The sequence below is a fragment of the Pseudoalteromonas obscura genome (assembly GCF_030135505.1).
GTDB lineage: Bacteria > Pseudomonadota > Gammaproteobacteria > Enterobacterales > Alteromonadaceae > Pseudoalteromonas > Pseudoalteromonas obscura.
The window spans coordinates 225,905-238,913 of sequence record NZ_JASJUT010000009.1; the positions used below are offsets into that span (position 1 = coordinate 225,905).

Consider the following 13,009-nt stretch of genomic DNA (forward strand, 5'->3'; position numbering starts at 1 on the left):
ACTTCACTAAGTTGCTTTTGAGTGTATTGTTAAGAGAATATCCTAGCATCAGAGCACTATAGCTTAGTCGTAAACTCACATTTGAAAATAGTCACGATCGTTCCACTGCTTATCTTGCCAGTTTAATATCGACAAGCTCTGGCTCATCGCAAGTAGCAACTCTTTGTGCTCTATACTAAGTTGAGATGACAACCAGACTTTTTGCTGACCAATAAATGAATATGCGGCGACTACTTCACCGTCATAAGATAGCTCCACCCCAGCATCTTTGGAGGCCCACCTTGGTAATTCCCGAGTTTCACTGCCATTATTGCTTGATAAAAATGAAACGGCACGATCGATTGTCTTAATTGCAAACGCCTCCGTTTCTGATTTAAGCTCCAATGCAATTGGCCCTTCTTTAGATGACTCCAAACGCAATTGCCAGCTTTTCTTTTCATGAGCCAACTCACAAAGCAGCTCTGTTTTTTGACGTGATGAGAACTCAGTCGATGAGCTGTTGATATGACCCTTAAAGCCAAAACTGTTGTCAGATTGTCTTGTTTGTTCTGACAAGGCATACATCCAACATTTAGCATCTACTTTTTGCTGTTGGTTTTGCACAAGGTTAAACGAAAATGATCTCGCAGTATTTATGGCATACTTTTTTTTCAGGTAAGAGACGGCACCATCAAAGAGGAAAAAGTCGATTACCCCAGTGCGTTGGAAATCTTTTGCTATAAGGCGCTCTTCTGCTTCTAACTCTGATACTCGTTGCTCGGTGATGGTGTAGTTGTCAATCTGATAGTCAACAATTTCACCAAAAAGCTCGCGCTCAGGTCGCTTCAAACGCAGCAACTGTGTATCTGACTGTAACTCTGTTGGGAGTATGACGGAGGTATCCTCTACTACTTGGATCATGCTACACCCACCCAGCATCAAACCCGTTACTATTGATAAATAAATATAATTTCGCATGGATAAGTCACCTACAGCTCATTTTGACCCTAAAAATACAACAAAGCAGATATTTTAATGCCATTTCAATAGAGTGCCCATTGAATTGAAATGCTCATGAAGCTCTACTGATATTTAGAAAAACAAAAACCCCGACCAAGGCCGGGGTTTTAATAAGTAAACTTAATTAAAAATTAAGCTTTCTTAGGACGTTCAATCACGTCAACTAGCGTCCAAGATTTTTTCTTAGAGATTGGCGCACATTCGCGAATAGTCACGACGTCACCTGCTAGTGCTGTGTTGTTCTCATCATGTGCGTGCAACTTAGTTGTACGCTTGATGAATTTACCGTAGATCGGGTGTTTAACCTGACGCTCGATAGCAACAACGATTGACTTGTCCATTTTGTCGCTAACTACACGACCTTGAAGAGTACGGATCTTATCGCTCATTATGCACCTGCCTTCTGGTTAATAACCGTTTTAACACGCGCAATACTGCGACGTACTTTTCTCAGCTCGTGAGTTTGAGCTAGCTGACCAGTGCTCGCTTGCATGCGCAGGTTGAACTGCTCACGAAGAAGCTCTAGAAGTTCAGCTTTAAGCTCTTCTACGCTTTTGTCTTTTAATTCGCTAGCTTTCATTACATTACCGTCCGAGTTACAAATGTTGTTTTGAAAGGTAATTTACGAGCAGCTAGGTCGAATGCTTCACGAGCAAGCTCTTCTGAAACACCTTCCATCTCGTAAAGTACTTTACCAGGCTGAATTTCAGCAACCCAGTATTCAACAGAACCTTTACCTTTACCCATACGAACTTCAAGCGGTTTCTCTGTAATTGGCTTATCTGGGAATACACGAATCCAGATTTTACCTTGACGCTTGATATGACGCGTCATAGCACGACGAGCTGCTTCGATTTGACGAGCAGTCATACGGCCACGGCCAGTCGCTTTCAAGCCGAAAGAACCGAAGCTAACTTTGTTACCGCTAGTAGCAAGACCACGGTTGCGGCCTTTGTGTACCTTGCGGAATTTTGTACGTTTTGGCTGTAACATTAGTCGCTACCTCTTACTTAGCACTTTTCTTAGCTTTCTTCGGTGCACGTTTAGCTGGCTTCTCTTGCTCTTGTTTCAGTGGAAGACCACCGATAACTTCGCCTTTGAAGATCCAAACTTTAACACCGATGATGCCGTAAGTAGTCAAAGCTTCTGAAGTAGCGTAATCGATATCAGCACGTAGAGTGTGTAGAGGTACACGACCTTCACGGTACCACTCAGAACGTGCGATTTCAGCGCCGCCTAGACGACCACTAACTTCAACCTTGATACCTTTAGCACCTAGACGCATTGCATTTTGAACTGCGCGCTTCATAGCACGACGGAACATAACACGACGCTCTAGCTGTGAAGAGATACCGTCAGCAACTAATTGTGCATCTAGCTCAGGCTTACGTACTTCTGCAATGTTGATTTGTGCAGGTACACCAGCAAGCTTAGTTACAGCTTGGCGAAGCTTTTCAACGTCTTCACCTTTTTTACCGATAACAACACCAGGACGAGCTGTGTGAATTGTTACACGGATCGATTTAGCTGGACGCTCGATAACGATTTTAGACACAGAAGCGTTTTTCAATTCCTTAGTAAGGTATTGACGCACTTTGTGATCGCCAAAAAGCTGCTCAGAGAAATCTTTTGTATTCGCGTACCAAGTAGATACCCAAGGCTTTGAGATACCTAGGCGAATACCAGTAGGATGAACTTTTTGTCCCATTACTTATATCTCCTAGCTATCTGAAACCACAACAGTGATGTGGCTTGAACGCTTAAGGATGCGGTCTGCGCGTCCTTTAGCACGTGGCATAATACGCTTCATTGTAGGACCTTCGTCTACAAATACTTTAGCCACTTTAAGCTCATCAATGTCAGCACCTTCGTTGTGCTCCGCATTCGCGATAGCAGACTCAAGTACTTTTTTAACCAATACAGCCGCTTTCTTTGGGCTATACGCTAGGATTTCTAGCGCGCGATCAACCGGAAGTCCGCGGATCTGATCAGCAACTAGACGTGCTTTTTGCGCCGAACCAGAGGCGAATTTGTGTTTAGCTAATGCTTCCATCATACCCTCCGATTAACGCTTTTTAGCTTTCTTATCCGCAGCGTGACCGCGGTAAGTACGTGTAGGTGCAAATTCACCTAGTTTGTGACCGATCATTTCGTCTGTAACGAATACAGGTACGTGCTGACGACCATTATGGACAGCGATGGTCAATCCGATCATGTTAGGGATGATCATTGAACGACGGCTCCAAGTCTTGATAGGCTTCTTGTCACCGCTTTCCAACGCCTTCTCTACCTTCTTCAGCAAGTGTAGGTCAATGAATGGACCCTTCTTGAGAGAACGTGGCATGGCAATTCCTCAACTATTACTTAGTACGACGACGTACGATAAATTTATCAGTACGCTTGTTCTTACGTGTCTTAGCACCTTTAGTAGGCTTACCCCATGGAGACACAGGGTGACGACCACCAGATGTACGACCTTCACCACCACCGTGTGGGTGGTCAATCGGGTTCATGGCAACACCACGAACTGTAGGACGGATACCACGCCAACGGTTAGCACCAGCTTTACCTAGTGAACGTAGCATGTGTTCAGCGTTACCTACTTCACCGATAGTTGCGCGACAATCCGCTTCAACTTTACGCATTTCACCTGAACGTAGACGTAGAGTCACGTACTGGCCTTCACGCGCTAGGATCTGTACATATGCACCAGCAGAACGTGCAATCTGAGCACCTTTACCAGGCTTAAGCTCAACATTGTGTACTGTAGTACCTACTGGGATGTTACGCATTGGTAATGTATTACCAGCTTTGATTGGTGCATCAACACCAGACTGGATTGCATCACCTGCTTTAACACCTTTAGGTGCGATGATGTAACGACGCTCACCGTCTGCATATAATACAAGAGCGATGTTTGCGCTACGGTTTGGATCATACTCTAGACGCTCAACAACAGCTGGAATGCCGTCTTTAGTGCGTTTAAAGTCGATTACACGATAGTGATGCTTGTGACCACCACCGATGTGACGAACCGTGATACGACCGTTGTTGTTACGACCACCTGATTTAGAGTTCTTCTCTAGTAGCGGAGCGTATGGCTTACCCTTATGTAGATCAGGGTTAACCACTTTAACGACGTGACGACGACCCGCAGAAGTTGGTTTACACTTTTGAAGTGCCATAATTCTAACTCCCCTTATTACTCGGCGCCGCCGACAAAGTCTAGCTCGCTGCCTTCTTTAAGAGTAACGTAGGCTTTCTTCCAGTCTGAACGACGGCCGAAACGCATGCCTGTACGCTTTGTTTTACCCTTAACATTTAGAGTGCGAACACCAGTTACTTCTACTTCAAAAAGCTTTTCAACAGCTGCTTTAACTTCAGCTTTGTTTGCATCTTTTGCTACTTTGAACACAATAGTGTTGTTCGCTTCAGCAGAGATAGTGCTTTTCTCAGAGATGTGTGGAGCAAGAATTACTTTTAAAAGACGTTCTTCACTGATCATGCTAATGACTCCTCAAGTTGCTTCACAGCACCTGCAGTAATTAGAACCTTATCGAAAGCGATTAGGCTTACTGGGTCGATGCCAGCTACGTCACGAGTATCAACCTTGTACAGGTTACGAGATGAAAGGAATAGATTCTCATCTACTTCTTCAGTCACGATTAATACGTCTTTCAGCTCAAGCTCTTTAAGCTTAGCTACTAGCTCTTTAGTCTTAGGTGCTTCTAAACCGAAGTTTTCAACAACAACAAGACGCTCTTGACGAACTAGTTCAGATAAGATGCTCTTGATCGCACCGCGATACATCTTACGGTTAACTTTTTGGCTGTGATCTTGCGGCTTAGCTGCAAAGCTCACACCACCGCTGCGCCAGATTGGGCTGCGGATTGTACCAGCACGTGCACGGCCAGTACCTTTTTGGCGGAATGGTTTCTTACCACCACCACGTACTTCAGAACGCGTCTTCTGAGCTTTAGTACCTTGACGAGCACCTGCTGCGTAAGCAACAACTACTTGGTGTACTAATGCTTCGTTAAACTCACGTCCAAAAGTAGCTTCGGAAACTTCAAGCGCACCAGCGCCTTTAATTGCTAATTCCATCACTAAATCTCCAGGACTTATGCTTTAACAGCAGGTTTAACGATAACGTCGCCGCCGATAGCGCCAGGTACTGCACCTTTAACTAAAAGCAGGTTACGCTCAGCGTCAACACGAACTAGTTCAAGGTTCTGTGTCGTAGAACGAACATTACCCATTTGACCGGCCATTTTCTTACCTTTGAAAACTTTACCAGGAGACTGGTTTTGACCGATTGAACCAGGAGCACGGTGAGATAGAGAGTTACCGTGTGTAGCGTCTTGCATGCTGAAGTTCCAGCGCTTAACACCACCTTGGAAACCTTTACCTTTTGAAGTACCAGTAACGTCTACTTTTTTCACTTCAGTGAAAAGTTCAACAGTTAGTTCTGAACCTACTTCAAACTCACCTTCTCCGCCGTTAAGACGGAATTCCCACAGGCCACGACCCGCTTCAACGCCAGCTTTAGCGAAGTGACCCGCTGCTGGTTTGTTTACACGGCTTGCTTTTTTCTCGCCTGCAGTAACTTGAAGCGCGTTATAACCGTCTGTAGCGTCAGATTTGATCTGAGTTACACGGTTAGGCGTCGCTTCGATAACTGTCACAGGGATAGATACACCATCTTCAGTGAAGATACGTGTCATACCCACTTTACGACCGACTAGACCTAATGCCATTTTCCTAAAACCTCTCTAATCTTTCGATTAACCCAGGCTGATTTGAACATCAACACCAGCAGCAAGGTCTAGGCGCATTAGAGCGTCTACAGTCTTGTCAGTTGGTTCTACGATGTCGATCAGACGTTTATGGGTGCGGATTTCATACTGATCACGCGCGTCTTTGTTTACGTGCGGAGAGATCAATACAGTGAAACGCTCAAAACGTGTAGGTAGTGGGATTGGACCACGTACCTGAGCACCAGTGCGCTTCGCAGTTTCCACGATTTCCGCCGTTGATTGGTCAATCAAACGGTGGTCAAAAGCTTTTAGGCGAATACGAATGCGTTGATTTGACATTCTTAAACCTCAATTAAAAGAGCATTTAAAAAGAGCATAAAAAAACCGCCGAAACTATCTTAAAATACCTAAGAAGTCGGTTGTTCTTTTATTTCTACCATCGAACTCCAAATCGGAGTTCCTGTTTAATAGCCTGAAATCCAGACTTTCATTTATACTTTCAGCGGCCAGAAGCCGAGAAAGTTCGCACATTATAATGATACTGGTGATAAATGCAACAGCTAAATGCAATAAATTTGCCTCACCTAACTAACAGTCTGACTCTCTAATATAAGGTAATTCTATTGCTTCGAATTATTGTCACAACTTAAAGAAATAAAGGGTCACTACGTCCTAATTAATAAATGTGTTCTACTGTGCATCTACTATACTAATCAACACATTGGCTACTCAGGATCCATGCTAATCAGCAACCCTGCCAATACACAAAGGTAGCAAACATCTGGGGACGGAGCACACTGGACAATGGTCAGTCCAGTTAATCCTTGATATTCTATTGCAAAAATTACTATTTGGTACTGCGTATGCGCTTTATATCCCAAAGTCTCAACGTGCTTGCACGCTGGACTAATTGGCTTTTAGTTAAAAGTAAACTGTTGCCAGAAAACCCGGTCGAGCAATTCGATTTAGATCCAAACCTGCCAACTTTTTATGTCACGAGATTAAACTCACATTCAGATCTCGCAGCCATTGATCGCATGTGCCAAAAACTGGGGCTGCCTAGTCCAATGCAAATGCAAAAAATTGGTAATTCAGAAGTCCCGCGTTTTATCGCGATGCAAAATCCTACGCCACTTTTTTCAAAGTCAGCAAAACCCAGTAACGCGCTGCAATTAAGTAAAGAAATTTTTCACGCTTTGAAAGCGAACCCGGAAACACAAGCACAAATATTGCCTGTATCGGTGTTTTGGGGTCGAGATCCCGGTAAAGAAAAACCGGGGTTGGCAACATTATTAGGCCACTCTCTTACACCGAGTTGGTTGCGAAAAGCACTGGTCGTTTTGTTCTCAGGTCGTGACAATCTAGTGCGATTTTCAGCACCCATCGCCATCGAACAGCTGATGAACGACAAAGCCGATGTCGAAGAATTGCCACAAAAATTACTGCGCGTTGCTCGGGTCCACTTCCGCCGCCAGCAACTCGCTGCCACAGGCCCTAAACTGCCGTCACGCGAAGCGCTGTTTAATTCAATTCTCGCAGCCCCGAGTATTAAAAAAGCCATTGCCGAAGAGGCTAAAGCCAAAGGTTTAAGCCACCACGAGGCAAGACTCAATGCTCAGGAGTTACTTGACGAAATTGCCGCAAACTATTCTGATGCTATGGTGCGCGTCGCAGATCGAGTACTCACCTGGCTATGGAATAAACTTTATAACGGCATTGATGTAAAAAATGCAGATGAAGTCCGTACACTCGCAGATAAAGGTCACGAGATCATTTATGTGCCATGTCATAGAAGTCATATGGACTACCTGTTACTAACGTATGTAATCTATCATCAAGGTCTTGTTCCACCGCATATTGCGGCAGGTGTGAATCTCAACTTTTTCCCAGCAGGGGGGATCTTCCGCCGCTCAGGGGCTTTTTTCATCCGTCGTTCATTTGCTGGCAACAAACTCTACTCAGCCGTATTTAAAGAGTATTTGAGCCAGCTATTTATTAAAGGCTACTCTGTAAAGTTTTATACTGAAGGTGGACGCAGCCGCACAGGTAGATTATTGCCACCCAAAACGGGCATGTTAGCCATGACCATGCAATCTATGCTCAGAGGCATAGATAGGCCTATTTCTATCGTGCCAGTCTATATTGGTTATGAGCATGTTATGGAGATCAATACTTACCTCAAGGAACTTGCCGGCAATCATAAAAAGAATGAATCTGTGCTTGGGGTTTTCAAAGCAATTAAAAACCTCCGTAATTACGGCCGAGGCTACCTTAATTTTGGTCAACCTATACATCTAAACCAGTACTTAAATGAGCATCAACCAGACTGGCGTCAAGACATTAGTGCCGATGAGACAACCAAGCCCCATTGGCTGAATAGCCAAGTGGCAAATGTCGCTGATCAAATCATGACCAACATCAACGCCAGCGCCGCACTGAACGTCATTAATGTGCTCGCAACAATCCTACTTTGCAACGAGCAATTTGCGCTGAGCAAGCAAAAACTACTTGAGCAACTGCGTTTTTATTTGGCGCTGCAAAAGCACGCCAAATACAACGAGCACATCACACAGCCAGATGAAGATGCTGAGGCGCTGCTAGCCCATGCATTAAAGCTTGAAAAATTTGACATCTTGCAAGATGAGCTTGGTGAGATCATCACCATTAAGGAAAAAGAGCGCACCCTATTCAATTATTATCGCAACAATATTTTGCATCTTTTTGCGGTGCCAAGTGTACTGGCCCAAATGCTCTTCAACCGCTACAGCATGAGTGTAAAAGACGCTGAACAAAAATTGAAAACGCTGTATCCACTGTTTGCCAAAGAGTGGTTTTTAACCCCTATGCGAAACGGCTATATCACCGAGATATTAGAAAGCTTTGCACAGCATGAGTTGATCACTTTTGACGGAACAAATGCCGTAGCCAGTAAAGATAATCGTGCGCTGGCAAAACTCGAAATGCTTGGCAAGGTGTGTCATTTAACACTAGAGCGCTATGCCATTACCAGCAGTTTAGTGATCAATAACCAAGGGATAAAGCGTGTTGATTTAGAGCGTGAGAGCGATATTTTGGCTAATCGCTTAGGGACGTTACATGGTATTAAGAGCCCAGAGTTCTTCGATAAGAAGGTTCTGAGTAACTTCATAAATGCACTGCGCGAGCAGGGGTTTATCAGTATTTCTGAGCAGCAAACGATTCAGGCAGAAACACAGCTGGAAGAGCTGCAAGCCTTCCTTACTGAGTTACTGCCAGCGCGGATCTGGCAGTCTATCAACGATACTGTGTAGCTTTAGATAATGCGCCAAACTATCGTTGGCGCATTACGCCCTCTTGGATCGTCGATGCGACCAACTCTCCTGTGCGGGTAAAGAATTGTCCGCGCACCAAACCTCTGCCATTACTCGCACTTGGACTATCCACACTATAAAGCATCCACTCATCTAATCTAAACGGACGGTGGAACCACATTGCGTGATCAATCGTGGCAACTTGCATGTTGGGCTGCATAAATGACAAGCCATGGGGCTGTAGTGCAGTGGGTAAAAACTCGAAATCAGACGCATAGGCCAGCAAGTAATTATGGATCCGCCTTTCGTCAGGCATTTTACCATTGGCTTTAAACCACACATGACGCTTCGCTTGCGCCTTTTGCGGTTGGAAAGGGTTTTGAAAGTTCACAGGCCGCATATCAAGGGGCATTTCTTGCGTAAACTTCGGCCTCAACGCCTCAGGGATCAAATGTGCATTGTCTTGATAAAACTGTAATGCCGATTTGAGTGTTTCTGGCTCTGGTACGTTGGGCATTTCCGCTTGATGAGATAACCCAGGCTCGTCGCCTTGAAAAGACGCAGTCATATAAAATATCGGCTTGCCATACTGGATAGCACTCACTCGGCGAGTGCTAAAGCTGCGCCCGTCACGAATATTTTCAACATCATATACGATAGGTTTGCTCGCATCACCTGGACGTAAAAAGTATGAGTGCAAAGAGTTTATATAACGGCCTTCAGGCAATGTGTATTTTGCGGCTGACAGCGCTTGGCCCATCACTTGGCCACCAAAAACCTGAGGAAAGCCTAAGTCTTGACTTTGTCCGCGATAAATCCCCTGCTCAATCTCTTCTAAACTTAATAAATCAAGCAAATTTTGTAAAACCTGACTCATTCGCTACCTCACCATTGTAGTTACTGCGATTAGTGATAATAATACACTAATCTACTTTTAATTGAGTACTTATAATGGCTTATTGGTTATTCAAAACTGAACCTGACGCATATTCTATCGACGACTTAAAAAGTGATGTACAACAGAGTACGTTTTGGGAAGGGATCCGCAACTACCAAGCGCGCAATTTTATGCGCGATCAAATGCAAGTAGGAGACAAAGTCTTTATTTACCATTCAAGTTGCAAAGTCCCTGCTGTAGTAGGAATTGCACAAGTAACCAAAGCTGCCGAAACAGACCCCTATCAGTTTGATGCCAGCAGTGATTACTATGATCCAAAGTCCACACCAGACAAGCCTAGGTGGATAGGTGTGACCGTGCAATTTGTGGAGCTGCTTTCGTCACAGGTGACACTCAAAGCGATTAAGGCAGATGATGCGATTGTCGATCTTTCACTGAAAAAAGCCGGAAGACTCTCAATTATGCCAGTGACAGAGCAGGAGTGGCGCCACATCATTGAAATGTCAAAAAGATGACCCTAACTATGCTTTTTGCCACGAGGTTTTACTCGTCCTGTTTTGGGGATCATGGTGACATATAACAACAAGGCTATCCACGAGAAGAACAAGGTACCGATTAACCAGCCATTCTTCTCATGGCCTTTGGAGCGTTTACTGCCAGCAACCAGAGCAATGGGTACTAGATAAACACACACAACCCCCACCATCAACATCAATTCGCTCATAACTGCTCCCAAGCTACCTCTTTCTCTAAAACCCGTTGAGGTGCAATATAGTGAATAATATCCCCGCCCGTCAGCCCATAACTCAACGGTGGGTTCAAATCCATATTTTGACCACTTCGGTCGTGCGCAACTCCTAGCAAAGTGGCATTGTGATGCTCTTTAAAAAACATAAACAACTGGCCAAACTTACAACTCGTTACCGAGCTTGGTATTTGCAGACTAAACTGTGTATCGCCACGCAGTGTTGACAACAATTCTTCTTGAATACGACTCGAACCAGGATCTTGCATAGAACGCACCAATATTTCGGCTGACATGGCCGTTGAGCACTCTACATTTTCGCAATGTAAACGCAGTAGCTCTGCCTTAGTCTCATCGATGAAGTGGGCACAAATGTGTGCGCTAGCCTGCACAATTGGACTCAACTTGAGTGCAGTGGTGAATGTGTGATCATCATCTTTGCCGTCAACTATCACTTTAGCAGCAGCGCCGATAGCAGTGCGAGACAATTCAATATCATCGGTAAAACTGGCAAGACGCACAAAGTCCACTTGAGGGTAACGCAGTAAAGGGTGCTCCATATCTTCATGCACAGCAAGTACAATTCGCCGTTCAATCCGTTTGTTGTCGGCAAGAATAAACTCGATCATTTTTTCGGTGCGCGTTGGGTGCCAGCCAAAAATGATGATGTGATCGTTTAAATGAGAGAAATCTTTATCGCCTTTCATTGCTCTTTTTACCCATATTGTAATTTCTTGACCAACTTTCCCTAGTAAAACACCAAATAGCGCTAACCCAAATGGAATTTGCACCAATGCAACAGCCCACCTACCCATTTCAGTAGTAGCACTGAAGTCGCCGTACCCCACTGTCGATGTGGTCACGACATAATAATAAACAAAGGTACTAAACGGTAACAGCGCGTGCTCTTGTGCAAACCATAACATTCCCCAAGTCAGCAGCATATGGCATGCTGTGGCGAGTACAAGGATTTGCCAGCTGGCGCGATTGATGTGATTTTGGATTTGTAACAGCATGCGCTTTATTACGATCGGCATTTATTATCCCAAAACTGTGTATTGATCCCTGTATGACATCATCTATCAGTCAAGCAACAAGTCAATGCTTTCAAGGGAAAAAGTTGATTTATTCAGAAATTTTCAGCAAATATTGCATTTTTGCATTACTGTGGTAAAGAACTCGTAATTTTAACAGTTATATGTGTATACTTTGAAAAGCAGCTAGATGACGAGGTGAAAGTATGGCGGGTGTGTTAGCTTCAGTTGATCAACGCACACAGTTAGTGGGTGAAAACCGGCTTGAATTATTGCTATTTCATTTACACAGTAGACACCTGTTTGCATTGAACGTTTTTAAAGTTAAAGAAGTTGTAAAACTACCTCACCTGAACAAAATGCCCAATGCACACCCCAAAGTGGCAGGGGTAACCAATATTCGCGGTGAGTCGATCCCGGTTATCGATTTGCGCCAAGCCATCTGCATGCCCCCCACAGAGTATGACGATGACAGCAACTTGGTTATCACCGAATACAATCGTACCGTCCAAGCCTTTTTAGTTGGCAAAGTAGATCATATCGTCAATACGACATGGTCAGACATTATGCCAACCCCGAAATCTGTTGGCCGCAATCACTACTTGACAGCATTGACGAAAGTTCAGCGAGATGGCGCTGAGCACATCGTCGAAATCATTGATGTTGAAAAGGTTTTGGCAGAGATCATTGATTACGATGTCGAGATCCCAGAAGGCGTGCTAGACAACACCATTTTGAGTGAGTTTAAGGGACGTAAAATCCTCCACGCAGATGACTCCCCCACTGCACGACGCCAAGTATCTGATACGCTTGCGCAAATTGGTATTGAAATTATTCCCGCAACCGACGGACAAGAAGCCCTAAACCTGCTCAAGCACTGGGCTGATGAAGGCATTGATGTTAACAAAGAGCTCATGGCGGTAATCACAGATGCTGAAATGCCTGTGATGGATGGCTATCGGCTCACCTATGAAATTCGCAATGATGAACGGCTCAAGGACCTATATGTCATATTGAATACCTCATTGAGCGGCAGCTTCAACCAAGCCATGGTTGAAAAGGTGGGGTGTAATGCATTTCTGTCTAAGTTTCAGCCCGATTTATTAGTTCAAGAAATGCAAAAACGGTTAAAAGAGATTTTAGGCTAAAAAACTGTATAAAAAGACAGTAAATAAAAAATTAAATCTCTTTTAATTTCAATTAACTAACTAACACCCTTGTCAAATTACACTTTGAAAACTGGGCTTTAAATAAGACGCTAGGTATACTTTGCCCTCACTTTTCGA

General features: G+C 44.3%; 18 protein-coding genes. 3 read left to right on the forward strand and 15 right to left on the reverse strand.

The genetic code is table 11. The features are described from left to right. Positions 1–75 precede the first annotated feature (75 nt). From QNM18_RS19250 to rpsJ, 12 genes are all read right to left on the reverse strand, one after another. Positions 76–957, reverse strand: coding sequence for a hypothetical protein (locus tag QNM18_RS19250; RefSeq protein WP_284138154.1), 882 nt, complete (start codon positions 955–957; stop codon positions 76–78). Positions 958–1,130: 173 nt separating this feature from the next. Next, positions 1,131–1,388 (reverse strand): 30S ribosomal protein S17, encoded by a 258-nt coding sequence (gene rpsQ / locus QNM18_RS19255; protein ID WP_023398452.1) that lies wholly within the window; start codon positions 1,386–1,388, stop codon positions 1,131–1,133. Further along, the gene (rpmC, locus tag QNM18_RS19260) at positions 1,388–1,579 is read right to left on the reverse strand and encodes a 50S ribosomal protein L29 (protein WP_046358406.1); all 192 of its coding nucleotides are present in this window, start codon (positions 1,577–1,579) and stop codon (positions 1,388–1,390) included. Before rpmC ends, rpsQ begins: the two co-directional genes overlap by 1 nt. Beyond that, entirely contained in the window at positions 1,579–1,992 is a 414-nt protein-coding gene (gene rplP / locus QNM18_RS19265; protein ID WP_023398454.1) for a 50S ribosomal protein L16, read from the reverse strand. The genes rpmC and rplP overlap by 1 nt, the downstream gene beginning before the upstream one ends. Positions 1,993–2,005: 13 nt before the next feature. Next, on the reverse strand, positions 2,006–2,707 hold the full coding sequence (gene rpsC, locus QNM18_RS19270; protein WP_023398455.1) for a 30S ribosomal protein S3: 702 nt from the start codon (positions 2,705–2,707) through the stop codon (positions 2,006–2,008). Between the two features lie 12 nt (positions 2,708–2,719). After that, positions 2,720–3,052 carry a 50S ribosomal protein L22 gene (gene rplV, locus QNM18_RS19275; RefSeq protein WP_010386167.1) on the reverse strand — a complete coding sequence of 111 codons (333 nt, stop codon included), beginning with the start codon at positions 3,050–3,052 and terminating at the stop codon, positions 2,720–2,722. Between the two features lie 12 nt (positions 3,053–3,064). After that, positions 3,065–3,343 (reverse strand): 30S ribosomal protein S19, encoded by a 279-nt coding sequence (gene rpsS / locus QNM18_RS19280; RefSeq protein ID WP_010367084.1) that lies wholly within the window; start codon positions 3,341–3,343, stop codon positions 3,065–3,067. A 16-nt stretch (positions 3,344–3,359) separates the two neighbouring features. Next, positions 3,360–4,184 carry a 50S ribosomal protein L2 gene (gene rplB, locus QNM18_RS19285; RefSeq protein WP_023398456.1) on the reverse strand — a complete coding sequence of 275 codons (825 nt, stop codon included), beginning with the start codon at positions 4,182–4,184 and terminating at the stop codon, positions 3,360–3,362. A 17-nt stretch (positions 4,185–4,201) separates the two neighbouring features. Beyond that, positions 4,202–4,504 carry a 50S ribosomal protein L23 gene (rplW, locus tag QNM18_RS19290; protein ID WP_023398457.1) on the reverse strand — a complete coding sequence of 101 codons (303 nt, stop codon included), beginning with the start codon at positions 4,502–4,504 and terminating at the stop codon, positions 4,202–4,204. Next, positions 4,501–5,103, reverse strand: coding sequence for a 50S ribosomal protein L4 (gene rplD, locus QNM18_RS19295; protein WP_023398458.1), 603 nt, complete (start codon positions 5,101–5,103; stop codon positions 4,501–4,503). Before rplD ends, rplW begins: the two co-directional genes overlap by 4 nt. A 17-nt stretch (positions 5,104–5,120) precedes the next feature. Further along, positions 5,121–5,756, reverse strand: a complete 636-nt coding sequence (gene rplC, locus QNM18_RS19300) for a 50S ribosomal protein L3 (RefSeq protein WP_010376387.1) — start codon at positions 5,754–5,756, stop codon at positions 5,121–5,123. Positions 5,757–5,783: 27 nt separating this feature from the next. Further along, positions 5,784–6,095, reverse strand: coding sequence for a 30S ribosomal protein S10 (gene rpsJ / locus QNM18_RS19305; protein ID WP_005495349.1), 312 nt, complete (start codon positions 6,093–6,095; stop codon positions 5,784–5,786). 524 nt (positions 6,096–6,619) lie between these two features. On the opposite strand from rpsJ, the gene plsB reads away from it, so the two are divergent. Further along, positions 6,620–9,046, forward strand: a complete 2,427-nt coding sequence (plsB, locus tag QNM18_RS19310; RefSeq protein ID WP_211012918.1) for a glycerol-3-phosphate 1-O-acyltransferase PlsB — start codon at positions 6,620–6,622, stop codon at positions 9,044–9,046. Positions 9,047–9,065: 19 nt separating this feature from the next. On the opposite strand, the gene tesB is transcribed toward plsB, so the two are convergent. Further along, positions 9,066–9,923: an acyl-CoA thioesterase II gene (gene tesB, locus QNM18_RS19315; RefSeq protein WP_211012917.1), complete on the reverse strand. Its 858-nt coding sequence runs from the start codon at positions 9,921–9,923 to the stop codon at positions 9,066–9,068. Positions 9,924–9,997: 74 nt separating this feature from the next. Here tesB and QNM18_RS19320 point away from each other — a divergent pair, with 74 nt between their 5' ends. Then, complete coding sequence (locus tag QNM18_RS19320; protein ID WP_284138155.1) at positions 9,998–10,459, forward strand: EVE domain-containing protein; 462 nt, start codon at positions 9,998–10,000, stop codon at positions 10,457–10,459. Positions 10,460–10,461: 2 nt separating this feature from the next. Here the strand turns inward: QNM18_RS19320 and QNM18_RS19325 are convergent, their stop codons facing one another. Both QNM18_RS19325 and QNM18_RS19330 read right to left on the reverse strand, forming a co-directional pair. Continuing rightward, the gene (locus QNM18_RS19325) at positions 10,462–10,668 is read right to left on the reverse strand and encodes a hypothetical protein (protein WP_023398462.1); all 207 of its coding nucleotides are present in this window, start codon (positions 10,666–10,668) and stop codon (positions 10,462–10,464) included. After that, a complete protein-coding gene (locus tag QNM18_RS19330; RefSeq protein ID WP_211012915.1) occupies positions 10,665–11,726 on the reverse strand; it encodes a potassium channel family protein in 1,062 nt (353 codons plus the stop codon). Before QNM18_RS19330 ends, QNM18_RS19325 begins: the two co-directional genes overlap by 4 nt. Before the next feature lie 203 nt (positions 11,727–11,929). On the opposite strand from QNM18_RS19330, the gene QNM18_RS19335 reads away from it, so the two are divergent. Further along, entirely contained in the window at positions 11,930–12,871 is a 942-nt protein-coding gene (locus QNM18_RS19335) for a chemotaxis protein CheV (RefSeq protein WP_211012914.1), read from the forward strand. Positions 12,872–13,009 lie beyond the last annotated feature (138 nt).

Bases quoted from the DNA above. Each gene is read 5' to 3' on its own strand.
- rplP (WP_023398454.1), bottom strand. From the start codon at position 1,992: ATGTTACAGCCAAAACGTACAAAATTCCGCAAGGTACACAAAGGCCGC.
- QNM18_RS19250 (WP_284138154.1), bottom strand. From the start codon at position 957: ATGCGAAATTATATTTATTTATCAATAGTAACGGGTTTGATGCTGGGT.
- QNM18_RS19325 (WP_023398462.1), bottom strand. From the start codon at position 10,668: ATGAGCGAATTGATGTTGATGGTGGGGGTTGTGTGTGTTTATCTAGTA.
- QNM18_RS19320 (WP_284138155.1), top strand. From the start codon at position 9,998: ATGGCTTATTGGTTATTCAAAACTGAACCTGACGCATATTCTATCGAC.
- rplC (WP_010376387.1), bottom strand. From the start codon at position 5,756: ATGGCATTAGGTCTAGTCGGTCGTAAAGTGGGTATGACACGTATCTTC.
- rpsS (WP_010367084.1), bottom strand. From the start codon at position 3,343: ATGCCACGTTCTCTCAAGAAGGGTCCATTCATTGACCTACACTTGCTG.
- rplB (WP_023398456.1), bottom strand. From the start codon at position 4,184: ATGGCACTTCAAAAGTGTAAACCAACTTCTGCGGGTCGTCGTCACGTC.
- tesB (WP_211012917.1), bottom strand. From the start codon at position 9,923: ATGAGTCAGGTTTTACAAAATTTGCTTGATTTATTAAGTTTAGAAGAG.
- rpsQ (WP_023398452.1), bottom strand. From the start codon at position 1,388: ATGAGCGATAAGATCCGTACTCTTCAAGGTCGTGTAGTTAGCGACAAA.
- plsB (WP_211012918.1), top strand. From the start codon at position 6,620: ATGCGCTTTATATCCCAAAGTCTCAACGTGCTTGCACGCTGGACTAAT.
- rplW (WP_023398457.1), bottom strand. From the start codon at position 4,504: ATGATCAGTGAAGAACGTCTTTTAAAAGTAATTCTTGCTCCACACATC.
- rpsJ (WP_005495349.1), bottom strand. From the start codon at position 6,095: ATGTCAAATCAACGCATTCGTATTCGCCTAAAAGCTTTTGACCACCGT.
- rpsC (WP_023398455.1), bottom strand. From the start codon at position 2,707: ATGGGACAAAAAGTTCATCCTACTGGTATTCGCCTAGGTATCTCAAAG.
- rpmC (WP_046358406.1), bottom strand. From the start codon at position 1,579: ATGAAAGCTAGCGAATTAAAAGACAAAAGCGTAGAAGAGCTTAAAGCT.
- rplD (WP_023398458.1), bottom strand. From the start codon at position 5,103: ATGGAATTAGCAATTAAAGGCGCTGGTGCGCTTGAAGTTTCCGAAGCT.
- QNM18_RS19335 (WP_211012914.1), top strand. From the start codon at position 11,930: ATGGCGGGTGTGTTAGCTTCAGTTGATCAACGCACACAGTTAGTGGGT.
- rplV (WP_010386167.1), bottom strand. From the start codon at position 3,052: ATGGAAGCATTAGCTAAACACAAATTCGCCTCTGGTTCGGCGCAAAAA.
- QNM18_RS19330 (WP_211012915.1), bottom strand. From the start codon at position 11,726: ATGCCGATCGTAATAAAGCGCATGCTGTTACAAATCCAAAATCACATC.